Origin of the sequence: Methanosarcina vacuolata Z-761 (genome assembly GCF_000969905.1) — an archaeon.
Lineage (GTDB): Archaea > Halobacteriota > Methanosarcinia > Methanosarcinales > Methanosarcinaceae > Methanosarcina > Methanosarcina vacuolata.
Map to the genome: position 1 here is coordinate 3,023,107 of NZ_CP009520.1, position 24,614 is coordinate 3,047,720.

19 protein-coding genes are annotated in these 24,614 nt (G+C 38.8%); 7 read left to right on the forward strand and 12 right to left on the reverse strand.

Features of this window, described 5'->3' with window-relative positions:
* Positions 1-618 precede the first annotated feature (618 nt).
* The 4 genes from MSVAZ_RS20455 to MSVAZ_RS12505 form a co-directional block, all read right to left on the reverse strand.
* Positions 619-801, reverse strand: a complete 183-nt coding sequence (locus MSVAZ_RS20455) for a hypothetical protein (protein WP_157206087.1) — start codon at positions 799-801, stop codon at positions 619-621.
* A 1,157-nt stretch (positions 802-1,958) separates the two neighbouring features.
* On the reverse strand, positions 1,959-2,420 hold the full coding sequence (locus MSVAZ_RS21940; RefSeq protein ID WP_449288755.1) for a DUF7286 family protein: 462 nt from the start codon (positions 2,418-2,420) through the stop codon (positions 1,959-1,961).
* Positions 2,396-3,022, reverse strand: coding sequence for a sarcinarray family MAST domain-containing protein (locus tag MSVAZ_RS12500; protein WP_048121426.1), 627 nt, complete (start codon positions 3,020-3,022; stop codon positions 2,396-2,398). Before MSVAZ_RS12500 ends, MSVAZ_RS21940 begins: the two co-directional genes overlap by 25 nt.
* Before the next feature lie 2 nt (positions 3,023-3,024).
* Positions 3,025-7,188, reverse strand: a complete 4,164-nt coding sequence (locus MSVAZ_RS12505) for a DUF7286 family protein (protein ID WP_084626144.1) — start codon at positions 7,186-7,188, stop codon at positions 3,025-3,027.
* Between the two features lie 745 nt (positions 7,189-7,933).
* Between MSVAZ_RS12505 and MSVAZ_RS12510 the strand changes: the two genes are divergently transcribed.
* Both MSVAZ_RS12510 and MSVAZ_RS12515 read left to right on the forward strand, forming a co-directional pair.
* The gene (locus tag MSVAZ_RS12510) at positions 7,934-8,908 is read left to right on the forward strand and encodes a DUF2278 family protein (RefSeq protein WP_048121430.1); all 975 of its coding nucleotides are present in this window, start codon (positions 7,934-7,936) and stop codon (positions 8,906-8,908) included.
* Between the two features lie 277 nt (positions 8,909-9,185).
* Positions 9,186-9,785 (forward strand): class I SAM-dependent methyltransferase, encoded by a 600-nt coding sequence (locus MSVAZ_RS12515; protein ID WP_048121432.1) that lies wholly within the window; start codon positions 9,186-9,188, stop codon positions 9,783-9,785.
* 1,225 nt (positions 9,786-11,010) lie between these two features.
* On the opposite strand, the gene MSVAZ_RS12520 is transcribed toward MSVAZ_RS12515, so the two are convergent.
* Positions 11,011-11,289: a DUF5661 family protein gene (locus tag MSVAZ_RS12520; RefSeq protein WP_231592227.1), complete on the reverse strand. Its 279-nt coding sequence runs from the start codon at positions 11,287-11,289 to the stop codon at positions 11,011-11,013.
* Between the two features lie 189 nt (positions 11,290-11,478).
* On the opposite strand from MSVAZ_RS12520, the gene MSVAZ_RS12525 reads away from it, so the two are divergent.
* From MSVAZ_RS12525 to MSVAZ_RS19645, 3 genes are all read left to right on the forward strand, one after another.
* Complete coding sequence (locus MSVAZ_RS12525) at positions 11,479-11,952, forward strand: nucleoside deaminase (protein ID WP_048124010.1); 474 nt, start codon at positions 11,479-11,481, stop codon at positions 11,950-11,952.
* A gap of 372 nt (positions 11,953-12,324) precedes the next feature.
* Positions 12,325-14,739 (forward strand): phosphoenolpyruvate synthase, encoded by a 2,415-nt coding sequence (ppsA, locus tag MSVAZ_RS12530; RefSeq protein ID WP_048121436.1) that lies wholly within the window; start codon positions 12,325-12,327, stop codon positions 14,737-14,739.
* Between the two features lie 615 nt (positions 14,740-15,354).
* Complete coding sequence (locus MSVAZ_RS19645; protein WP_082091133.1) at positions 15,355-15,519, forward strand: zinc finger domain-containing protein; 165 nt, start codon at positions 15,355-15,357, stop codon at positions 15,517-15,519.
* A gap of 257 nt (positions 15,520-15,776) precedes the next feature.
* On the opposite strand, the gene MSVAZ_RS12535 is transcribed toward MSVAZ_RS19645, so the two are convergent.
* Positions 15,777-16,427 (reverse strand): MarC family protein, encoded by a 651-nt coding sequence (locus MSVAZ_RS12535; RefSeq protein WP_229396843.1) that lies wholly within the window; start codon positions 16,425-16,427, stop codon positions 15,777-15,779.
* A gap of 422 nt (positions 16,428-16,849) precedes the next feature.
* On the opposite strand from MSVAZ_RS12535, the gene MSVAZ_RS12540 reads away from it, so the two are divergent.
* Positions 16,850-17,050, forward strand: a complete 201-nt coding sequence (locus MSVAZ_RS12540) for a hypothetical protein (RefSeq protein ID WP_048121438.1) — start codon at positions 16,850-16,852, stop codon at positions 17,048-17,050.
* A gap of 393 nt (positions 17,051-17,443) precedes the next feature.
* On the opposite strand, the gene MSVAZ_RS12545 is transcribed toward MSVAZ_RS12540, so the two are convergent.
* The 3 genes from MSVAZ_RS12545 to MSVAZ_RS20460 form a co-directional block, all read right to left on the reverse strand.
* Entirely contained in the window at positions 17,444-18,673 is a 1,230-nt protein-coding gene (locus MSVAZ_RS12545) for a calcium/sodium antiporter (RefSeq protein ID WP_048121440.1), read from the reverse strand.
* Positions 18,674-18,952: 279 nt separating this feature from the next.
* On the reverse strand, positions 18,953-19,522 hold the full coding sequence (locus tag MSVAZ_RS12550; protein ID WP_156151087.1) for a GNAT family N-acetyltransferase: 570 nt from the start codon (positions 19,520-19,522) through the stop codon (positions 18,953-18,955).
* 955 nt (positions 19,523-20,477) lie between these two features.
* Positions 20,478-20,618: a hypothetical protein gene (locus tag MSVAZ_RS20460; protein ID WP_156151088.1), complete on the reverse strand. Its 141-nt coding sequence runs from the start codon at positions 20,616-20,618 to the stop codon at positions 20,478-20,480.
* Positions 20,619-21,005: 387 nt separating this feature from the next.
* Between MSVAZ_RS20460 and MSVAZ_RS12560 the strand changes: the two genes are divergently transcribed.
* Complete coding sequence (locus tag MSVAZ_RS12560; RefSeq protein ID WP_232316087.1) at positions 21,006-22,070, forward strand: Glu/Leu/Phe/Val family dehydrogenase; 1,065 nt, start codon at positions 21,006-21,008, stop codon at positions 22,068-22,070.
* Here the strand turns inward: MSVAZ_RS12560 and MSVAZ_RS21330 are convergent.
* The 3 genes from MSVAZ_RS21330 to MSVAZ_RS12570 form a co-directional block, all read right to left on the reverse strand.
* A complete protein-coding gene (locus tag MSVAZ_RS21330) occupies positions 22,003-22,182 on the reverse strand; it encodes a hypothetical protein (RefSeq protein WP_231592229.1) in 180 nt (59 codons plus the stop codon). The two genes, MSVAZ_RS12560 and MSVAZ_RS21330, sit on opposite strands and share 68 nt — an antisense overlap.
* Positions 22,183-22,275: 93 nt before the next feature.
* Positions 22,276-23,607 carry an acetate--CoA ligase family protein gene (locus tag MSVAZ_RS12565; protein ID WP_048121445.1) on the reverse strand — a complete coding sequence of 444 codons (1,332 nt, stop codon included), beginning with the start codon at positions 23,605-23,607 and terminating at the stop codon, positions 22,276-22,278.
* Between the two features lie 486 nt (positions 23,608-24,093).
* Entirely contained in the window at positions 24,094-24,450 is a 357-nt protein-coding gene (locus tag MSVAZ_RS12570; RefSeq protein WP_048121448.1) for a winged helix-turn-helix transcriptional regulator, read from the reverse strand.
* Between the last annotated feature and the right edge of the window lie 164 nt (positions 24,451-24,614).

Below are 24,614 nucleotides of genomic sequence, written 5' to 3' on the forward strand. Positions count from 1 at the left end.
AGTAGCATCTACTTAAATAATACTGAGAAAAATAATAGCACTGATACAATAATTGTGTGAATTTTACTAATTAATGAATTGGAATCACCTATCTGTGGCTCAAAGTGTAAATATAGTTCGGTGATAGAAGAAGCAAAAAATACTCGTAATCTGGATGATGAACAGGTTTTTAACCTGCTCGCCGATGTTTGCAGAAATTCAGATGCTCACTACGAAAGCGCCATTGGATTAGTACTAAAGAGTTAATTTTTTTACTGAGTTTAATCTTAGTGACTTTACTGGTTCTACAAACTTATTCTAAAATTCTACTCAAAAAACAAGATATAAGTAAGCGGGGAAGAGAAACCCCGCCAACGGGTTTGTGAGGGGCAGGGAAAGAATAAGACCTGCCCCTTATGATTACAGACCAAACCTAGGAAATAGGTCTGCATATGAATATCAGTGTTAAAAATATTTAAGTGTTTTCGTGGTGTTTATTTTAGATTCTCAATGTCTGTGCATGTCACAGAACCTCAGCAATTCCAGTCATTTACCACGTCAGCAAGCATAAATACAATAAACTCTTCAAATTCCTTTGGAATAAGAATGAAGCTGAGATCACTGAACTGTAATAACTTATTACGCAATTGTTGATTTGCTATTTTGATCTTGTGAGCTGCAGACGAGAGCAATCTGCAGCTCATAAGGAGATCTGTCTGGAAGTACAAGTGCATCGATTGAGAAAGAGGTTACTCCGAGACGAAGCTTTTTTGTTGAAAATAAGAGTTGTATGGATCCTGGGTATTTTTTGAATCGAATCACTTTGTACCTCCAAAATATAAATAAACCAAATTTATTATATAGTTTTTGGATATATTCTATATATTTTGAGTTTTGCTATTTAGCTTTATTTTCTTAGGGGTGATTGGCAAGGGATGAGACGTACCAGCTACCCTAAGCCTTCCTAATAAAATTATGTTTCTCAACCTGTTTTTTACTGGCGAGAGAATCTGAGGAATAGAAGAACAAGTGCCGAAAATTTTATTAGAGTTTTCGTCGAGAGTTACCTTAAGCTTGTTACTCCGTAGTCACGGAATAATGAATCAAAAGAAGTGATAATTGAGGGGGTAAGGGGGGTTTAGCATACTGCAAGCCAAAATATTTTCCGTGGTTCGTTTACGCCTCTCGAGCGCCCTTTCCTCTTTTTAAAGTTTAGCTTACATGTGTCTTTTTAGTTGAGAAAAGGGACTTTGCTTCCTCTCTTTGTGAAATTAAAAAACAAAGATTTTTATTCCGTATGAGTGTGGCAATTGTTTATCTGTTGGATATAAATCCGTTTACTATGAATTGCCAATAGAATACTTTCACTATGAATTGGTTAACTTTATGTGCATCGATACTTATTATACGTTATCTCTGAAAAGAGAAAGTATTGTCCGAGGATGCATCGTGAGTGCGTTCCTCGAAACAAATAGGTTTGCATATACATTGGAGACTATATGAAATATATACGCATAAATTCTAATGGTGTCTTTGGATTTGAAGTTTCTGATCGAACATTGTTTATGGTTTTTTTGTTATTTCTGGAGATCTTTCTTCAGTTTTAATGTTTGTGGCAGTAGTACTGCTTTTTTCTTCTTTTTATCTGTGTCCCTTTCCTATCCTTTAAGAGTATTCGTGGTAAGAGTCTCATGCCTACAAAAAGCCTTCATGTGCATAACTTCATACAGGTAATTTACGTCCAAGTCACGTAAATTTCATATACTTCAAAAAGGTGACAGAGTGGGGTTTCATCCTATAAAGAACAAAAATACTAACACATCTTATTGTAAGAATGTAAAAATAGCACTGATACAATAATTGTGTGAATTTTGCTCATAGAGCCTATCCTGAAACTCAAAATTTGATTTTTGAGTTTCGTATTTGGAACAGTCAGTTGAATACCTAATCATTAACTGATCCTGAAACCTCATGATGATTTAGAACAAAATCGGTTTTGGGATAGGCTCATTATTAAGAACGATTGCATCATCTTTTCTCACATATTTCTGACCTTTGTGACCAAAATAAGGTTCAGGAATCGCTTCATTGTCGTTATCAATGGCCGTAAAAATTTCATATTCTCCTTTTACTTCATAAGTCCACACATTAACCGTAAAAATCCAGTGTGGCGGCAATACCGGCAACCCATATGGAACAGAGGCCATCGTCCCATCCAGTTTTTTTGAAATTTTGTCTCCGATTTCACCGGAATATCTATCAGCAGTTTCATTTGCCAGATTTTTCAGCTCGCTATCAATTTTTCCAAAACCGGCATCAATAACTTCGCCTTTGTTTACTGTAAATGCGCAGATCCCATCTGCAACTCCGATTTTGATGTCGGTAACTCCTCTATATAGAATAGCTTCAAGTTCATTTACTGTCGAGATAATCTGAGGAATACAAGCACAAGTGCCGAAATCGCAGTTACTAACTTAAAAGCTGGTGCAGATGCTGATGAAGGTGAATTTTCTGAAGCTGGCTTTTTTGAAGTGGGTTGATTTTCGGACTCAGATTGCTCAGAAGTAGGAGTTTCGCCTTCGTAGTGTCCGTTGGAGATTGTGCAGTAGGCGATGGTGAATTCTCCTTTTATAGCAGGTTCATCTTCTCCAGGAAGGTTAATCTGATACCAAAAGTTTAATGGAATAGAACCTCCAGCCCATTCATCTGTAGGTACAATCGTCCATTCAAAAGTATATTTGCCAGGATCTAAAGACTTAATGTATTTTGTTTTTTCAAATTCTGATGGACCATCCACAACTTCAAAAAAATTTCCACCTAAACTGCAAACTTGCACAAACAAAGTACTGGTTTGATTTAATGTCATATCTACTTTTACTTTGAAAGGCTCTCCAATTTTAAGTGTAGGTTTTGCAACCTCTTTTCCAGGTAGTATTTTATCATTATAATAAACATCAATCGAGCCATATTGACTACTTGCAGATGCATTTCCCACCAACAGTAATAAAATAAATCCAAACCATATAACAGATTTTAAATTCACAATTAACCACCATTTTCGAGTAATAGAGCTTGATAACCCGTGGACTCTTCTGTCATACCTTTCACTTTGTCTCCTACACCTTTGGGACCAGGACCAACGATTGTTGAAGCGTAACCGTTGAACCTAAAAGTAATTGGCTTATTTTCACCGAGATAATTTTCGTTAAGAGTAATCGATTGCTTTTCTCTAACGTACTTCTGCCCTTTATGCCCAAAATAAGGTTCAGGAATCACTTCATTATCGTTATCAATAACAGTAAATACCTGATATTTTCCCACAATTTCATAAGTCCACACATTAACCGTAAAAATCCAGTGTGGCGGCAATACCGGCAACCCACATGGAACAGATGCCATCGTCCCATCCAGTTTTTTTGAAATTTTGTCTCCGATTTCACCGGAATATCTATCAGCAGTTTCATTTGCCAGATTTTTCAGCTCGTTATCGATTTTCCCGAAACCAGTGTCGATAACCTCACCTTTGTTTACTGTAACTGCGCAGATCCCATCTGCAACTCCGATTTTAATATCGGTGTCTACTCTGTTCAGAATAGCTTCAAGTTCATCAGGTTCAACAGGCGGGTTTGAATCTCGAATTTCCGTTTTCATTATAAAAGCAAGTTCAACTGCCAGTTCATCCGTTGTAGATTTTTTGAGAATTTCATTGTCCGAAAGCCCGTTAAGGTAAGTTGTCGTGACTTCCCTGATTCGACTATCCTCTATGCAGTCGGAAATAACAGGGTTTGAACTAACCTCTTGAACTACATTTTCAAGAATTTGAGACCTCATTTCCTGCGCATACATGTGTTTCAGGTTATAAACTTCCGTGTCAAGACGAGTTGTATCCAGCGAAATATTCTGCTCGCTGAGGTTCTGTTCAAGCAGGAAAACTTCTGCGTTCAGGTTGGAAATACTCTGGCTGATCTGCTGTGCCATTTCAGTTTTTACGTACTCATCGCTTGAGGCAATAATATCTCCAATTTCCTCGGAAATGCCGGTTGTGAAAACGCAGGTATTCCGGACACCCAGGGGGTAAATCGTTTTTCCGCTCATTGTGTCAGTCCATTCGTATTCCTTCCTCAGGTCAAAATCAGGGTCATGGTATAGATAGTTCGGTTTCTGGTCAACGATCAGGGTCAGATTTTCTGTCCAGTTGTATTTGCTTTCCGGCTGGCCGGTGACGGTCATTGTCGAGATTATACCCATGTCCTTCCCCAGAACCGAAGCAGCCTTCTCGATTGCAGGATTATTAAAAAGGGTCATAGGACCTGAGGTCACGCTGTCAAGCAGACCGGTATCAAGGCCTTTTTTCTCAAGGGCTTTGAGGATATAGGAGTTGAGGTCAGAATCCAGTTTACGGTTTTTCTGGTCGATATCCTCAAGCAGCTTGCTGTACGCTTCACTTTTTGCAATGTACCTGGCCGAGTCACTTGAAGCGTACATTGTTCCTGACGGCGTTAGGTACTGTTCTTTATTTACGTAAGCGTCCCGGTCTTTTTCCAGTTCCACAACAAGTTTTTCCGCAGTTTCTACCTGAAGGGCTGTTGGGTCCTGGCCGGGAGAATCAAGAAGAGAATAATTGAAGGATGGATTGTCCTTTTCCACCGAATCCAGCATTGAAAGTACTTCTTCTGCCATAATTCGGTGTAACCATGATGGGATATCGCAATTAACAGCATGTTTGGTTAAATATTTTCCATCAGGATAAGCCCAGAACATGCTTTCTATTTCTCTTAAATCCAGATATGCATCTCTGTATTTGTCGGCAGCATCGGAACAGCATGGGTCAAACCTTTCGGTTTTAGTTGTACCGTTGTCTGTGCTGTTGTCTATGCTATTTTCTATGCTATTTTCTATGTCGTTATTGCCTGTACTGTTCAAATAGAGGGTTGTTTCCCGGTATTCCCGCTCGATAGGGTCAGAATAAGTCAACAAACCGGAATAGCCGCCCGCTGGAGGACATTTGTGGTAAATTATTGTTAGGTTTTCAGCTTCGGTTTCGGCATGAGAAAGGGATACGATATTGATTTTGCTTGCAGTTTGGGAATCCGAGCCACTTGACGTATCAGAATGCGTCACAGTTGTGTAGTTTCCATCAGGCAACTGTTCCCTGGTTTTCCATCTGTAGGTATAATCGTAAGCATAGTCTATTTTCCAATTTGTCCTTATTTTGTAGGATATATCGTACCTTATTCTCCAGTCAAAAACGTGATATTCCCTATCCAGGTAGCCTTCGCTTCGGTTTTCGACCATAAGAGTATCGTTACTTACGTAGGAGAAATGAGGTTCAATCTTCACATCGGTTATATCAACCGAGTTCAGGCTGACAGATGCCGATGTGACCGACCAGCTGGTTACATCTCCTTCAGGAGGGTCAATTGAAGGGTTTAAGGATTCGGAGTAAGAAACTTGGATTGGATAATTCCAGGAATAAGACGGCACAAGAGACCCCCTGTGCGTTCCGGATGCATAATATCTCGAATACCACCTGACGGTTTGCCCGCTGAACGAAACTGATTCCGGGTCAAAATTTGCAGTGATTAGAGAGCTCATCGGGTCTGGAGAATCAAAGCCATCTCTCAGGACCTGTCCCTGGACTGATGCGGTATAAACGCTGTCCGTGACCGAATGGATGAGGTCAGGATTTTTCTCTGTCCACACATGATCGTTGAAGACCCAGCCGTCAAGAACCCCATCAGTATAATCGGATGCTGAAAGTTCGATTTTTGAACTTTTGGAGAGGTCTTCAAAAGAAGTGTTTGTCGCTTTAAGGGATTCATCTATACTTTTTTCAATATCCAGAGAGAAGGATTTATTCTGGGCAAGCGAATCGTAAGTCGTTGTCAGGTTTACACCTTTATCCATTTCGTAAGCCGAAACTGAGTTGTTAAGACTGGTAGAGTTCAAGCTGGAATTCAAGCTTAAACCTTTATTCTCTCTTCTGGAATTGAAAATGTCTTCGTAGAGGACTTTTCCATTATAGTAGCTTGTGTAGGTAAGAGCCAGAGGGTCAACCGAATCAAAAATTCTCTTCTGGGTATAAAGTGTAGCCCCATTGATTGAACTTGAAAGTGCAGGATTGGTCAGGATATTCAGAGGGCCGTTTGCATAATGCTGCCAGGGGCCATAGATAAAAGTCCTCAGGTTTGTTGCTCCCAGCACTAAATTTGATGTCGAGTCAAGCCTCGAAGAGTTTCCAAGCTCGGTTTCGTACTCCCGGACAAGTTCTTCGAGAAGAGGTTCCCTTGACGTGATCAGTGTGGAAAGCTTCATACTACTATTGAAACTTTCTCCGGATTCAAGGTTAACAAGAGTATAGTTCAGGGCAGGAATTTCAAAAACATAATAAATAGTGTAATTTTTGTCAGTAGGTGAGATTTCACGCTGCAGACTTCCGGTTACTTTTCTTATTCTTATCTGTTCGGGTTCTATATCAGGTTCCACATTAATTGCATATTCCCTGAAAGTGTGGCTGTTTCCCTGGTAGTTTGTAGAAAGCAGCGTGTTAAAAGCGTCTGCTGTGATATCTTTTACAGGGCTTACTTCAATCACGAACCAGTCAGAGGCTTTGAGTTCATCCCCGTAATAAAGTTCAATTGAAGCGTATCCCGAGGTTGCGGAATCCGGAATTTTTACGGCTTCCTCAAGTGAGACCTTCTGGAAAAAACCGGTTGCCTGGCCGTAGTTCACAGTCTTGATTTCGCGGCCTGAAGAGTCGTTGACAATCAGCAGAATATCCCGGTTTTTCCAGAGGGATTCGATCTTGCCCCAGATATCGGAAGGCAGATTTATAGAAATCTGAAGTGTATCCTCTCTTTCGAGGTTCTGGTTTTTTGGGATTACCATAAAACCGTCTTCCGAAAGCCTGCTAACAGCATCGCCTTCAGGCAGGATTACAGGGTGTTCTCCCTGCCATTCAAGGGCTTCCATTCCTGCATAATTGAGGCAGCGAGCAAGGTCGAACGAGGCGAGGTTGATGGCATCCTGCCTGGGATCACTATTCTCGGTCGTATAAATGGTTTCAGCTACTTTGCTATCTATTTTTAAAAGATATGTTGAAGTAAAGGTTGCAGCAAGCAAAATGAAAATTCCAATCACTGCATAGGGTATATAGGCACTGCTATCTTCAATGAAAGATGAAAAATCGTTAGAGGACTTCCCGACCATCAACCCCATCTCCAAAAACAGGAATGTAATAATAAATCAATTAATAAGCCAACAAAATCTAAAAAATATTAAAGAGTTTACACAATAAATACTTTACTTCTAAGAGGAAAACACTTTGTCAAGAACAATAAATTGGGCATAACTAAATATGGAAATATACGTAGGAATAAGTTAAAAATATCATAATGAATAAGTAAAAAATATCATAATGAATAAGTAAAAACTAAAAGCTTTCCGGGATGTTTTCAAGAAGATCAGGGCAAAATCGTAAAGGGATTTATTTTCAGGAAGTTGCCAGATAATTGTCATGCTATTATAATTATTTTCATGTGTATTTAGACAAATGTGTATTTGGATAAATTACTAAGATTTTCGGTCTTGCAGGGTTGATATATAGCTGGATAACCAATGATGTATTTTGGATACTTTTTTAAAAATCAATCTGAAACATAATAAATTTAAAATAATTATATAATTTCAGTTAAAGATTTTTATATTGACAACCTATTCTCATTAATTTAATTATTAGTTTAACAACTACTGCAAGGACCTGACATATTAAGTAGATTCATTCTTGCTTTACTAGGTTTTGATTGCCAATAGTCGAATGCTAGCGGAGCCAGTTCTAATTTTTGGCGATTCAGAAGAATAAAAAAGCGTTCAAATCTAGCAAAGCATCCGACCTTCAGTAAGTTATCAAAGTTCCGGGATGTGCGGGTCTTCAATAGCTTGGAGAGTAGATATTATGCCTTTAAACGGATATGGTGTACTCAAAGGAAAGGCCATAGATACGAGGAATGGCCAGGGATCAAGCCCTCATTTTCAGGTGAAAGTAAGTAATGATGACCTCTTCAGGATAGCCATTAATGTCAAATCCCAGGTTGAGCCTTCAACTGTGCTCTACTATGCAGATGAAGATTTCAGCCATCCTATCCTGAAAGACCTTGTGAATCTACCCTTTGGTTTTAAGGAACTGGAGAGCAAGCCTGATGGAATGGCGCTGGACTTCATTCGAGGCAACCTCTTTGATGCCATGCAGATGAAACTGCTGCCTCCAGACCTTCCTGGGCCTGATAACGACCTCAATGAGCTTTTCCATAAATATGTACAGAAAGCAATTTCCATGGAGAACAGCGAAATCTATGCCTTTGGCCAGCGATGGGGGCCAGAGGAGGATAAGCGTGATAAATACTTCGGTTTCAAGCCTGGAAATGGTATACACGATATACATATGAACCAGGGAAATAGCTCTGACTGGATGAACGACGATGGAGTATGGCAGGATGGTGGCATAATATTTCACTATCCGGACGAAAACCGATGGGTAGCCGTCTTCCTTGCTTTTCAGTCCCAGTCCTTCCACACTGAAGATGCCACAGGTCACGCAATCCCGGAGATTGTCGAAAAGAGTGTGTCTATAGTTGCTGCCCTGGTGAACCCGGGAGCAGGATTTGAAAGTAGTGTAACCCTCCTTAATGCCACACCTGAGCCTATTATGCTTGCCGGATGGAAACTGGTTGACAGGAAGAAGAAAAAGACAGGCCTGACAGGAACCATAGACCCAGGCTCCACCCTGCGATTTCCGATCACACAAGGATATTTCAAACTGCCCAAAACCGGAGGCATTATAACCCTTCTGGATGACAAGGGCCTGAAGGTGGACGGAGTTAGCTATACAGAGGAGGATGCCACCAGAGAAGGATGGACTATAATTTTCTAAGTCCATTCCATTAACTTTTTTGTGTCGTTAAGGTTTTACGCTTAGGTTTTATGCTTAGGTTTTATGCTTAGGTTTTATGCTTAGGTTTTATGCTTAGGTTTTACTCTTAGGTTTTATGCTTAGGTTTTACGTTTAGGTTTTATGCTTCATATTATAGGGAAAAATTTTGAGATTTATCAAATTATTTTATCTACATTTGAACATCTTCCCTTCTTATTGATAATTTTCCTTGCATATCCCAAAAAAGCTAATCATGAGAAACGCGTAAATTTGCTTAATGTCCATTGTTTCAAAGTATAACCGAATTGCACCCATATACGAACTGATAGATTTGCCTCTGGAATATTTCTTTTTCCGTGAATGGAGAAAAGAAGCTCTTTCAAGCCTGAGCGGAAAAATTCTGGAAATCGGGGTGGGCACCGGAAGAAACCTGGAATTCTATCCGGTAGGCTGTAGGGTAATAGGTATCGACAAAAGCGAAGGCATGCTCCAGAGAGCCCAGGAAAAAGCCGAGGGAAGGAAAAACATTACCCTTTATCCTATGGATGCCGAACATCTTGAATTCCCTGATAACAGTTTCGATTATGTGGTCACAACTTTTGTTCTATGTACAATTCCTGATCCAGTGAAAGCTCTTAAAGAAATGAAACGAGTCCTGAAACCATCAGGGGAATATATAGCTCTTGAGCATGTGCACAGTGACTACCCTTTTGTTGACTTCATAGAACATTTAATTAATCCGGTTCTGTTTTTCTTGCTTGGGGATCATGCAACTCGGCATACCGTGAAGAATATTGAAAAAGCCGGCTTTACAATTAAGGAAGTGAAAAAACTGGCTTTTAAGGACGTTTTCAGGAAGATCAGGGCAAAACCTTAAATTTTTTACTAACGATTCTGTTTATAGATAAACAAAATTTTAAAATTAATAGATAATTATTTTAAAAATAAGAAATATTATGTAGAAATATGTAAAAAGATTAAAACAAAAAACGGAGACTGATAAAAGTAATTTAATAAGAATAATTATCGGATCTGGAATATTTGGCTCCATTTCGACAATAAAAATGTCCTTTATTATTATTTTTTGTAGTTTCAGTTAAAAATCAGTGTCACAAGGACTAAATATTTACTTCTATATATTATTTGTCTCTTTTAATATATATTAACAATATTATAATCAACCTTTAGTAATTTTTAATTTAAATTTAATTCAAAAAGTTCTGAAAAAAACGATATCAATAGAAAGGAAGGACCGAAGAATGGATACTCATGAAAGAGCATATGCTGAAGTTAAGGGCAGAATCAAAAGAAGTCGATAGATATCAAAGCTGGGCTGCAGTTAGAGAAGAATTGAAGTGAGAGGTAAAAATAGTATAGAGAGGGATTTTCCTCTCACTTCTTTTTGCTTCTTATATACGGAACCGGAATAAGGAATGGCGAACCTCATTTCCGTTTCCCTTGAAACCCCTTCTGAACTAAAGCTGGAGGAATGGCAAAAAACCTCAATAGCTTCTTCACTCAGGCGGGGTTTCGTATTTGTGGAGGGCAGGGTTGAGGAATGGCGAACCTCTTATACCTTGCTCTGCATTTTCGCTAAATGCTACTCATGAACCCCATTCAATATTAGCATTTAGAACTGCATGATATAGAATATCAATCACATATAAAACATAAGTGGAAATGATTTTTCTTTTTCTTTGATGTAATAAAGAACACTCAAAATTTTCAAGCGGCTTATCTCCTAACTGGGCTAAAATTGCTTAAACAAGCCATAATTTGTTAAGCCATTGCACAACATAACCACAAAGAATTTATAGGAGAACTTTGAAAATTATTTAGCTAAATTCTACCGCTTGTTCAAACTAATTTTTACTACATCTTTTTCTACTTTCTTTTAAATTTCTTTTATATTTCGTTCTCTGCATGAGCTCATCCAATAACCACTTTTTTTCAGTCGAATACCCCGCTAGCTTGCTGCGGGGTACACCAGTGAAACTTTGATTTCTTTACTAACAGTAATTGTCGAACAGCCTGTAAAGGTCGGGATATTCGTGATCCTCTGCGCTCTCTTATAATAAAAACAAGATTAAGAAACACAGTGTTTACTTATTTTCCCAGAATTTCTCGGCTTCTTCTTCCATTTCTTCCAGTCTATCATAGTAATCTGGAAATTCGTTCAGATGAGCCAGGGCGATTTTCCCCGTCATTATGGGATCGTCGTTAGTAACATTTGTCAAGGGATCCTGAGTTCCATGTTCGAGCTCAACATCCATGCCTCTGCGGAACTGGTCAACATCAAACTCATCCCATTTTATTCCAAGCTGTTCCCCAACTGCTTTTGCCTCTTCAGCAGTAAATTGCTTTTTTGTCAAACTTCTCACTCCAACTGATTATTTAATCTTTGACAATTGTTTAATAATCATTTGATATTATTGAATAGATCTGTACTTAAGGATTTTCCTGTAAAACCAGGCTATGTATTATAGTTACTTCGCAAAGAGGAACTGTACTTTTGATAAAAATCTTGAGAAGAAGTGAATAAGACCATAAAAGAGTATGAGAGAGCAAAAATGCTAGACAACGATTCTTTATTTATGAAAAGGGCAATCGAACTTTCACTTGAGAATGTGAAGAAAGGCGGAGGTCCTTTTGGGGCAGTAATCGTCAGAAAAGGGGAAATCCTTGCAGAGAGCTGCAACATGGTTACTGCACTTAATGATCCTACGGCTCATGCCGAGATAAATGTAATAAGAGAAGCAGCCCGGAAACTTGATACCTTTGATCTCAGTGGCTGTACTATTTACGCTTCCTGTGAGCCGTGCCCAATGTGCCTTGGGGCGATTTACTGGGCCAGAATTGGTAAAGTTGTTTTTGCCAATACGGCATCTGACGCTCAAAAAATTGGCTTTGCAGATTCTCGAATTTATAGTGAGATCTCACGCCCTCCTCAGGAGAGAAATATAGAATTCCGACAGCTCCTAAGAGAAGAGGCCTTGAAGGCTTTTAAGGCGTGGGAAGAGTCCGAAAATAAAATAGAGTACTGAGAAAACCAGAACCAGTACTCAAATTCAAGAATAAAATCAGTAATTTAGATCCGACAGGAAACTATATTTGGTGTAAATTTTTATTAAAAATGTTTTTCTATAAATATTTTTCTAAAGAAAGGATTATTTATTGCTATTTATTTACTAAAATTTAAGCTTCCTGCCTTTATCTGCAGGTAAGCTCTTTACCAGTTTTTACTTAGCGGGATTCTTATTTATATTATTACAGCATAATTATATTGAGGGTTAGACTTAATAAAGAGTCCTCTGCTTATATAGTGGAGAGCTTTCCAAACTCTACATGAAGCTTTAAATGTATTGTCGCATATTTTAGATTACAGCAAATAATTTTAAAAGGGGATTTTCGGGGAGATGTTTGATAACAAAAGTAAGTACATCCGCTGGTTTGAAGAGACTACGATTGATGATGTCCCAATTGTCGGCGGGAAGAACGCTTCCCTTGGGGAGATGTACAGGGAGCTTACTTCAAAGGGGGTAAAAATCCCAAATGGTTTCTCAGTTACTGCTGAGGCTTACTGGTATGTCCTCAAAGCTGGAGGGATTCTAGAGAAACTTAAAAGCACAATTGAAGGACTCGATACCTCGGATATATCAGAACTTTCAAAAAGGGGAAAAGCTGCAAGGGACCTGATCCTTGGGGCAGGAATTCCGGATGAACTCTGGGAGGAGATCAAGACCGCGTATGACCGCCTATGTGAGCAGTATGGAGAAAATACTGATGTAGCCGTGCGAAGTTCGGCAACGGCTGAAGATTTGCCTACAGCTTCTTTTGCGGGTCAGCAGGAAACTTACCTGAATATTCGGGGGTATCCAGGGCTTAGAGATGCGTGCATACGCTGCTTTGCATCCCTTTTTACTGACAGGGCTATTTCCTACCGCGTGACCAATAAATTTGATCATTTCAAGGTCGCTCTTTCCATAGGAATCATGAAAATGGTCAGGTCGGACCTTGCTTCCAGCGGGGTTATTTTTACTCTGGATACGGAGACCGGCTTCAGAGACGTAGTTTTTATTACAGGGGCATATGGACTTGGAGAAAACATTGTTCAGGGACAGGTCAACCCCGATGAATTTTACGTCTTCAAGCCGACTTTCAGGCAGGGTTTTAAGCCGATTATCAAGAAAAAAGTAGGAAGCAAGGAGATCAAGATGATCTACGGGCGCGGCGATTCAAAAGTGCTCACCAGGAATATAGAGGTTCCTGAAGCTGACAGGCTGCGCTTCTGTCTCAGTGACGAAGAAGTACTCAAACTTTCCGGGTATGCTATTGCTATAGAAGACCATTACTCCGAGAAGTACGGGGAATCGCGACCCATGGACATTGAATGGGCCAAGGACGGCATAACAGGTGAACTTTTCATAGTGCAGGCAAGACCTGAAACGGTTCAGTCCCAGCGGCGTAAAGATATCCTGGAAACCTATGTACTTGAAAAAAGGTCCGAAATCCTTGCAAGAGGCAGGAGCGTAGGCGACAAAATTGCATCCGGAAAAGCCCATGTAATCCCTGATATCTCAGACCTTCCTTCTTTTAAACCTGGAGAAATCCTGATTGCGGATACCACGACTCCGGACTGGGAACCTGTAATGAAAACCGCGGCTGCGATTGTCACGAACAAAGGAGGCAGGACCTGCCATGCAGCGATTGTCAGCCGTGAGCTGGGGATTCCTGCAGTTGTAGGAGCAGGCAATGCAACCGAAGTGCTTGAAACAGGCAGGGAAATTACGGTTAGCTGTGCCGAAGGAGAGAATGGACTTGTGTACGAAGGGATTCTTCCTTTTCATAAAGATACCCTGATCCTGAAAGATATGAAACGCCCGAAAACCGAGATTATGATGAACCTTGGAAACCCGGAAGAGGCTTTTGGCCTTTCCATGATCCCAAACGACGGAATAGGGCTTGCAAGGCTGGAGTTTATCATTACGAGCTATATCAAGGTGCACCCGATGGCTCTTGTGCACCCTGAAAAGGTTAAAGACCTTAAAATCTTCCGGGAAATCGAGCAGCTTACCCGAGGCTACAGGAGAGAAGATTATTTTGTCGAACAGCTCGCCCAGGGAGTTAGTACCATTGCTGCGGCTTTCTATCCTAAGCCGGTTGTAGTTCGTATGAGTGACTTCAAGACCAATGAGTACGCAAGCCTGCTTGGAGGCAGCTATTTTGAAATGGAGGAAAGCAACCCCATGATAGGGTTCAGGGGAGCTTCCCGCTATTTTGATGAGCGCTACAGGGAAGGATATGCTCTTGAGTGCAGGGCTATGAAAAAGGTCAGGGACGAAATGGGGCTTACAAACCTTATTCTTATGATTCCCTTCTGCAGAACGGTTGAAGAAGCGCGGAAAGTTATTGACGAAATGGAAAAAAACGGGCTCAAAAGGGGAGAAAACGGTCTTCAGGTCTATGTTATGTGCGAGATTCCGAACAATGTTCTGCTTATCGATGAATTCAGTAAATTCTTCGACGGTTTCTCAATAGGTTCAAATGACCTAACCCAGTTGACCCTTGGCGTTGACAGAGACTCCGAACTTCTTGCCGCTGAATTCGATGAGCGGGACCCCGGTGTTATTAAGATTATGGCAATGGCTGTCCAGGGAGCAAAACGGAATGGAAGACATAGCGGGATTTGCGGACAGGCTCCAAGCGATTTTCCTGAAATTGCAGAGTTCCTGGTAAAAGAAAAGATAGATTCCATTTCACTTAATCCCGATTCGGTTATGAAAATCACCCTCAAGGTTCTGGAGACTGAAAAAGAACTGGAAAGGAGCTGAAAAGCCAAAAAATAGCTATTAAGATAATGAAAAACTGAAAAAGAAATTAAAAGATAATGAATAGCTGAAAAAAATCGAAAAGACAGTAAATAGTTAAAAAAGGGGGAACATAGGCTATTCGCCATTCTCTATGGATAAAATGATTTTCAATTAAGACCGCATTGGTTTTTATGAGAAAATTATGAAGATATCCACACAAAACAACAAAGAGCCGGAACATATTTAGAAAAGCTGGAAGAGTTAGGAAGATGATAATAAAAGCTAAAAAAATTAAAAGCTAAAAAGGAATCTTAAAAGCTAAAAAAGATCTTAAAAGCTAAAAAAGATCTTAAAAGCTAAAAAGAGATCTGCAAAGGAACCTGGAATATAAGAAGTGATCTAAAAAACCAGAATGAAATAATTGAAATAAGTATCGGAATAATAGATTGATTTATATCTAATTAATAATTAAAAGGGGAGAAATATTAATGCCTTTTTTAAAATATTGTCCTGAGTGCCATTCTAAACTCGAAGATGATCTCTTCGAGAAATTTCAGTATTGTCCTGTATGTGGGTACTGGACAAGAAAGGAAACTGCAAGACTTGAGCCATTAATAATCATGGAGTGAGACCGAAATGTTTGAATCTTCTGCAAAGTGTGTCCGATGCGGCACACCTCTTAGAAAGCAGGTAATCGGTTCAAATGTATTTTATTACTGTAAAAAATGCGGGTGTACATCTTCGGCTATTTCTGCCAGTACATCATCTCAAAGTGCAATTCAGCCGACAAGTCATTTTTGAAGAGACCTGCATCCAGAAATACATCTCAATAACTCTCAAAACCGAAGATTTAAAACAAAACCAGCTCAGGTCAATTAACCTTGTATGATCAGGCCGGTTTTGTGTTATATTTTTTCATTTTGCTTTCTTTTTATTGAAAAAAGTAAATCCCAATGCAACCAGTACTGACTGTTTTAATAATAGAACTCAGAAAAATGATGTAAAAATAGAATGTAAAAAACGATTCTGGAACTTTGTCCCTTTCCTGAATTACTGTCTTATTTTGTTAAACTAAATATGTTTATTAAACCTGCTGAAGTAAGGTTTACTGCAAGAGCTGCAAGAAGAAGTCCCATGAGCCTTGTAAAGACAAGCATTCCATTGTATCCTATGAATTTGTGGATTCTTCTTGAGAAGAGAAAGATGTACAGGCAGAAAATGAAAGTCAATATGATTGATACGAGGATTATTATTTTTTGCTCAATATTTTCTGTGCTTCCCATCAGGACGATTACCGTACTGATTGCACCTGGACCTGTAAGAAGAGGCAGACCTATAGGAAATACCCAGATATCTTCACGTTCCTGAGACTGCGAAATCTCTTCTTCAGTAATGCTTTCTCTTGAGATTTTGGCATGCATCATATCAAAAGCAATGCTGAAAAGCAGTATCCCACCTGCAACCCTCAATGAATCTACACTAATGCTGAACAATTCAAGTATTATGTTGCCGGTTACTGCAAAAAAAAAGGCAATTAGACAAGCAAGTGTGACTGATTTTTTTGCAATTTGATTTTTTTCGTCACGAGTCATCTTGCTGGTCAGGGAGATGAAAGTTACTACTCCGCTGATTGGACTGATAACAACAAAGACAGATGTGAATGCGTAGATGAAAAACCCGATATTTTCAGTAATTATCTCAGTTATCATCTTTTTACTCCTACCCTTTTAATACTTTATAACTTATACATATAATTTATCTTGTGGGGCATTTACGTGCTTGGTCCGAGAATCTATATTTGTATATGTTTAAGACTGACAGTGTATTCGTTAACAGGTAAAAATTAAGTATTTTTCGTAGTTTATTTATATATAAATTATGAAATATTATGAGCAGAAATTAGATATAAAGATATCCAGGAAGTCAAAGGAGTTTTAAAGTAAAACATAAGTAAGTCGAGTAATACAAGTAAGTCAATAATACAAGTAAGTCAATGAATTCTAAGTCAAGCCTTAAGTCAAGTAATACATAGCGAGTTAAGTAATACATCAATGAATTCTAAAGTAAACCATAAATGAGTCAAACAAAATATAAATGAATTCAAATCTGGATAAATACAGGCTGTGGTTTTATGAACGGGGAAAAAATCGAAAAAAAGCTATTTGAAGAACTCAATTTTATCAAAAAACAACTTGGGGAAATTAAGGAGCATATGGTGGATATAGATAGCCTGCTAACTGAGGAAGAAAAGGAACTGGTGCTTAAAAGTTTTGAAAACGAAGCAAGAGGAAAACTAGTACCTTTAAATCGGTTGGAGGAAATCAGGCTTTAAAACATATGAATTTACTTAACACCATTAGAAATATTTTTTATTGAGTCAATAACAATTTTTGCTAAAAAGAAACTTTTCTTAAGGAATGATAAAAATATAACTTCAAATTTTCAGTTTGGGAATCGATCTATAGTTCCATTTCCCTAAATAATCATTTTTGGCAACAAAAACCTTTGATATTATATTTGAATCATTCCTAAAAGACAGAATCTTACTAACATATTCTTAAACCTGCTATATTTTTGAATTATTCGCTATTCTCTATGGACAATACTATTTTCAATTCAAAACCGCACTGGATTTTATGAAAATATTATGAGGATATCCACACAAGAAAACAAAGAGCCTATTTTTGATTCCTATATTTTTCTGGGTTTACTTAAAAAATTGTTTTTACCCCAACCGGAGGATCAGGACCATGAAACTCAGATAGAGAAGGAGCAGGATAAGTCCTTCGAACTGTTTGACTCTCCAGCCCGTTCGTATAAATAAGATGAGCAGAAAGCTCATTATCAGCATAAAAGGCGCTATGTAGTAAATACTGAGGCCGGTTATCGAGATAGGGTGGACAAGCCCTGAGCAGCCCAGTATCAAAAGTATATTTGCAATGTTTGACCCTATGACATTTCCAAGAGCAATGCCAGCATAATCGCTCCGGGCTGCTGAGATGGTTACCATGAGTTCGGGAACTGAAGTCCCAACCGCAACAAGGCTTATTCCTATAAGCGTCTCCGGAACTTCCAGCAGCATAGCAAAGAAAACTGCCTGTTCGACAAAATACTTTGCTCCAATTATGATTGCAACTCCACTTGCTATAAGCTTGAAAAATTCTATTAAAAGGCTGGCTTCTTGAGGTTTTTCTTCTGTAATGTCGACATCAATATCTTTATGTTCAGGCTCTGTTTTAGATTTGGTTGTCAATTCGGTTGTCAATTCGGTTGTCAACTCGGTTGTCAATTCGGTTTTAGTTCTCATTCCAATTTTGGATTCGCTTTCGTTTTTCTTTTGGGTTATTTTTTCGGATTTCCAGGTGCCTTTTTTCATGCCTCTAGAGTTTCGATTTTCTATTCCGTATTCCCGGGCCTGGGGTTTAATTTTTGATTTCAGATCGAAAAAATATTCAAATTTGAAAAAATAAATCATAAAATCTTTAAAATAGATTTCTTCTTCGTGTCTTTTCACTTTTTCGAGCAGGAATAAAAGATAGGCGAGATAAAATAAAATGAAAATTAAGGCTTCTAACCTCGAAATTTTGAAGTCAAGCATAAAAAGAAAGAGGAGAAAAGAGGCAAATAACATTATATAGCCGTCCCTTCTTAGCATAACTTCTTCTGTCTTGATATTTGTCAGGAGAGCAGCCGTACTTGCAATCAGGCCTATATTGGCAATGTTTGACCCGAGTATATTGCCTATGACTATACCGCTTGCTTGCTGGAAAGATGCCGTAAGAGAGGATGCAAGCTCAGGTACTGACGTGCCCACAGATACAAGAGTCAAGCCTATTACAAATTCGGATACTCCAAACCTTCTTGCGATCTGAGATGATGTTAATACGAAGAGGTCTGACCCTTTTACGAGCAGTACGAGCCCGCCAAGAAATATAAGGATATTAATTACAGGCACATTGAAATGAGAATCCGAGGTTTATTTAAATATATCTTTAAACATAATATTAACCTGAAGTTGTCACACTGAAAAAATTATTTTTGAACTATAAAATGGAAAATACATAAAAAAATAAGTAATATAGTGAAATACATTAAAAAGAAAATAAACGGCTCTTTGTCATTCCCTGTGGATAAGATGATTTTCAATTCGAGATCGCATTGGTTTTGATGAAGACATTATGAGGATATCCACACAAAACAACGAAGAGCCAAATAAATAATACAAGGAAACGCTTCAAACAAGCCTCAGTTCCATCTCATAACATTTTTCACTCTGGCCGCAGATATTTTTTACCTGTTTTATTTTCCGAAAGCCTATTTTTTGGTATAAGTGTATCGCAGGAAGATTGTTTATATTGACATATAAGAGAACGGATGATATTCCGTTTGCCTTCATCTCCTCAGTACTGCTCTTCAATAACCTTTCAGCAAAACCTCTGCCTCTAAAATTTCTGTCAATTGCAATTGAGGATATTACTGATTTTTTCTCAAAGCCTTTGAGGGAAAGTGCAGGTTTTATGTAGTAGGCACAGTAGCCCACGATTTCATCCACGTTCTTTATGACATAAAATATATTTTTTGAATTCTTTGAATATCTTATAAGCTTTTCCGAGCTTCCGTTTTTAAATCCTTCGGCCTGGATTCTAAGAACTTCAGGAAGCATGTGTTCTTCTATAGAAACAATATCTCCTTTTTCTATTGACTTCCATTTTTTTACCAGTAGATTTCCAGTGGTATCACACAGCAATTTCTTAAGACTTATCAAGTACCCAATTGATCGGGCGTGAATTTTGATATTACCCATAAAAGTCACTCTTGGGCAAGGCCGTAGGTGAAATTCTCTTTTTGGAGCTTATGGCTTCAAACCATTAAAAACTTCCGACTTTTTAGTGACAGAAATTCCATACAGCCAGGTAATCATATGCACCTTAAAAAATACGATTTTTATTTAAATATATCTATTATAAATTTTAACTCTGTTCATTTAGGTAATAAGTTCAAGTTTAATTTCTTTTCGATTTCATCACTCTTCTGAGGCACTTCCGTTAAAATAATCTGGCAATCTAAGTCCAGCATATAGACTTTGCGGAATTGCTCTATAAGGTCTCCGAGGGAATATTTACTTGATAAATAAGCCTTTCGTATACAGTTTTGAATTTTTGCGTATCCATAAAGAGACAAAAATGAAATGAAAAGATGACCGAAAAGAGCAACTCGTTATCCTGTAGATAAAGCGTATCCTCTTCCAACAAGTTTATATAAGTGCCATAATGCTTTTCTACTGTATCTCTTATTTTGTACATGAGAAAAACATCTTCAGGTGTAAGATATACATTTGATACGAGCAAGATTTTTCCAGCTTTTTCCAGACCTTTGTTGAACGTATTAATGGTGATTTTATTTTTATCGTGTTGCTTAATTGAAAATCATTTTATCCATACGGAATAGTAAAGAGCCAAAATATATTCTTGTTGAAATGAAGTAAAAACTGAAATGGGTATTATCCAACTGCACAATTTAAAATGATTTTGAAACAGCCTGATGTGAAAGCGTCGCAAAAGTCCAAAATTAACTAAAATTCAGCCGATCATATCATAGCAAATAAATTTCATAATTTGATATGATGCCAATTTATGAAATTGAAGTTCGATGACTGCATGTAATTAATTAGAATCTCTAGACTTTTACGACGCTCTCGATGTAGATGTATTAAATGTTATAAAAAATTAGAATAAAGTTTTTTGTTTGTAACATACTGTTTATTTAGGCCTTTTACTTTCATCGGGTTCCTCTTCTATGTTTATTTGTTCTGCCGTATCTTCTTTCATTTCTTCTAGTGATTCTAGTTTTTCTATTAATTGTCTTTCTTTATTATCATTCTTTACTTTTCTTGCTGGCATTTGTTCACCTCTATAGATTGATGTCTGCTAGACTAATAAATATATTGAAATAATTATTATATCCCACATTTCGGCCCTCTATCAAAAATAAGATGAATTTTGCAATAACTGAATAAACTTTTTTACTCAGCAGCGGGCACATTCTCAACAAGATCAATGATTTTGGCTTGAATCCCACAATGTTCAAAAAAATTAAGTTTAAATTTTGAGAATTAAATAGAAATTTCGTCATATATAAAAATAAATAGAAAATATTAAGAAATTGATATTGAATAAGGATTAAAATTAGTAATGATCTACGAGAATAAAAAATAGTTGTGCTTTTTGAGAGGATCGGAATATAAGCTAAATGAAATTAATGTTATTGATAAAAGAGGGAGAAATTTAATGGATGATATGTTCAGATTTGCGGATGAGTTTGGCCCATTTAAGATCATCCATGTTTACGAACCGTCTGCGGACTTGAAAGCGATTCTTGTTGTGGACAATATAGCGCGAGGGCCTGCTATTGGAGGGGTCAGGATGGCCACGGATGTGAGTACTGAGGAATGTTTCAGGCTGGCAAGATCCATGACTCTCAAGAATGCGGCTGCAGATCTTCCTCATGGGGGCGGTAAAGTAGTCATCTACGGGGATCCGCGAATGCCTCAGGAAAAGAAAAGCCAGATGCTTCGAGCACTTGCCAGTGCCCTCAGGTATGAGGAGGAATATATCTTTGCCCCTGACATGGGGACAGACGAAATCTGTATGGCCTGCATAAAAGATGAGATCGGAAGGGTGGTAGGCCTTCCATGCGAGGTTGGAGGAATTCCTCTGGATGAAGTAGGGGCCACAGGTTGGGGAATTGCGCAGGCTACCGAAATAGTGTTACAGTACTGTGATTTCGAGCTGAAAGATGCTCGCGTGGTTATTCAGGGCTTTGGGGCAGTTGGGAGGCATGCTGCTCGTTTCCTGACCCAGAGAGGAGCGATTCTTGTAGGAGCTGCGGACTCAAGGGGTACGGTTCATGATCCCGATGGTCTTGACGTGGATACCCTTATCAGGCTTAAGAAAGAAGGAAAAAGTGTGCTTGACTACCCTGGAGGAAAAAAGTTTGACAGTAATGCCGTTATTGCCATTCCCTACGACATCTGGATTCCAGCAGCCCGTCCCGACGTGATCAATGAAAATAATGTCCATCTCTTGAACACTAAATTGATTATTGAGGGAGCAAACATTCCGATCACAGGAAAAGCCGAAAAAACCCTCTACGAAGCAGGTATTCTCTACGTCCCGGATTTTATCGCAAACGCGGGCGGTGTGATCTGTGCGGCTGCAGAGTATCAGGGAGCCACCCAGTGCACAGCTTTCGGGTCAATTGAAGAAAAGGTGAGAAAAACACAGCTCAGGTACTGGAAACTGCAAAAACGAAAGGAATCCTCCCAAGGGAAGCTGCATTCCAGCTTGCCGTAAAACGAGTTAAGCAAGCTATGGCGTACAGGCGCTGGTCGATCTTTTCTTCGGGGCCGGGCTTTGTGTAACCTGTCGGACTTTGTGTAAGCTTTATGTGATTCTCCAATCTCATTCTTTATTTTTTAAATTTAAAGCTATTCAGAATTTCTGAACCTCATATCAAGGTTCAGTTTATTTCTTTCCCCCGCACAATACCACTGCTGCCCTAACCGCCTGTCAGGAGTAAAAAAACCGGTATTCCGATAGACGTAAAAGCCGAAGACATTTCCCTGCTGAACCTTCCGCCCGGAGAACAGATGAGGACTGGCTTTTCACAATGACTGGCAAAGACTTTGATTTTTTCCGCGACCCCTTTGGAAAGAAGAGGTGGGCCCCACAGCAGGCTCACTATCGCAAGGTCGTATTCTTCACCAAAAGCTTCCTGTAGAGCATCAATGTAGTGTTCGTCCTTTACATTACCTGTCAGGTCAACAGGATTTCTAACGGAAGCAAAAACCGGGAGTTTCTTTCTCAGTTTGCTAATAGCTTCTATGGACAGATCGGGAACCCTGAGTCCAGCTTCCTCACAGGCATCAGCGATGGAAATTCCGATCCCTCCGCCGTCAGTTATTATGAGAACCCTTTTTCCTTTTGCCAGCGGATATCTGTTCAGGACTTTGCAGGCATCTTTTAATTCCTCATAACTTTCAACTTCTATTATACCTGCTTTCCTGAAAGCAGCTTCATAAGCTTCATATCTTCCGCTAACAGCCCCGGTATGAGAACTGGCTGCCTTTGCGCCTGGATCCCTTTTTCCGACTTTGAGAGCCACTACCGGCTTTTTTTGAACACATCCCGATGCAGCAGCAATGAACCGACGTCCATTTACCACAGACTCAATATAGAGAGCAACGGCTTTTGTTACTTCGTCTCTTGCCAGAAATTCAAGACAATCACTTTCGTCCACATCCACTTTATTTCCGTAGCTTACTACCCGTGCGACTCCTGCTCCCTCGTTTGCCATTTCGTCCATAATCATAGCGGCAAAGGAGCCACTTTGAGTAAGCACCGAAACCCCGCCACTTGAGGGCCTTTCGACTTTATCACTGCTTATAAAAAAGGTATCCACTTTTGAGGCTGTATCGTAGATCCCAAGGCAGTTCGGCCCCATAGCCCGGATCTTTTTTTTCTCCAAAATATCTTTCAGACGGACTTCCATTTCCTTTCCTTCAGGTCCAATTTCCCGAAAACCTGAACTGACAATTATTGCTCCTTTTATATTTTCCACAGGGCCTTTGAGGATTTCAAGGACAGTAGAGGCTGGCACTGCAAAAATTGCAATGTCGATTTTGTCCTTTATGTCACCAGGAGCTGGATAACATTTAAGCCCCCTGATTTCCTGGTAACCCGGATTTACGGGGTATATCTTTCCCTTAAACCCCATTTTCAGGAGATTTTCCAGGATTGTACAGGAGAGCTTTTCGGGATTTGGTGAGGCTCCTATCAGGGCTATGCTTTCAGGCTTAAAGAAAAAGTCAATCTGTCCTTCAGTGGTCATCAATGGCCTTCCGAATAATCTGCAGATTATATTTTAGATTATATTCAGATTATAGCTTTGAGCTTAAATATTTACACTTACCAAACTATGGCTTTATAGTACAAAAAGAAGAAAAATCTGAAAAAATTCGAGTGGATAAAGAAAAGCTCATAAAAGGAGATTTTAAGGAGATTTTAAGGAGATTTTAAGGATAGTTTAAGATAGTTTAAGGATAGTTTAAGGATATTTACAGAACCTTCAACCGCTACAAGCATGGAAAAACTGGACAAATGGAAGTTACAGTGCCCTTTCAGTACCTTTGTCAATGCCTTATTTTCTTTCTCGCATATTTATGTTTTTGAATTCTCATTACTTAGTGCTTGCAACGAAATAACCTATGCAACTTATAATTTATTGTAACTTTGACTGGTGACCATGATAGTGAAAATCACCACGCCAGATCGGGAATATGCATATGTTGTTCTGTGATGTGGCCTTATTCACAGTTTAGCGCTCACAGTACATGCAAATAGCCTTTTCGCACTCCTCATTCTGGAATTTCCACTTCAGTCCCCAGCGTTTAATTGCCTGTATTATTTTCACGAAATCCACTCCGCTTTCGGTCAGGTAATATTCGGATTTTGGAGGATTTGTTGAATGATCAACCTTCTTTTCAATTAAGCCCTCAGTTTCCAACTCTGTCAGCCTTTCGGAGAGAATTTTGGGGGTTATGTAGCCGAGTTTCCTTTTGAGTTCATTAAAGCGCTTTTCCTTTTTTTCCCCTTTATGCAACTCCAGAAGGATATGAATTGTCCATCTTTTCCCGATGATATTCATGGTCTTGTAGACTGTGCAGTCTTTCATAGTATAAACATAGAAACTGTCTAATATATAAATTAGTATCTCTAATATACTGATATCAAAAGAATACTAATATAAAATATGTTTTATAAAACAGATTTGTATTAATTTCCGATGAAAGTTTTCCTGTATCTGGCAAAACATAATGTCAGAACTTCTGGGAATCT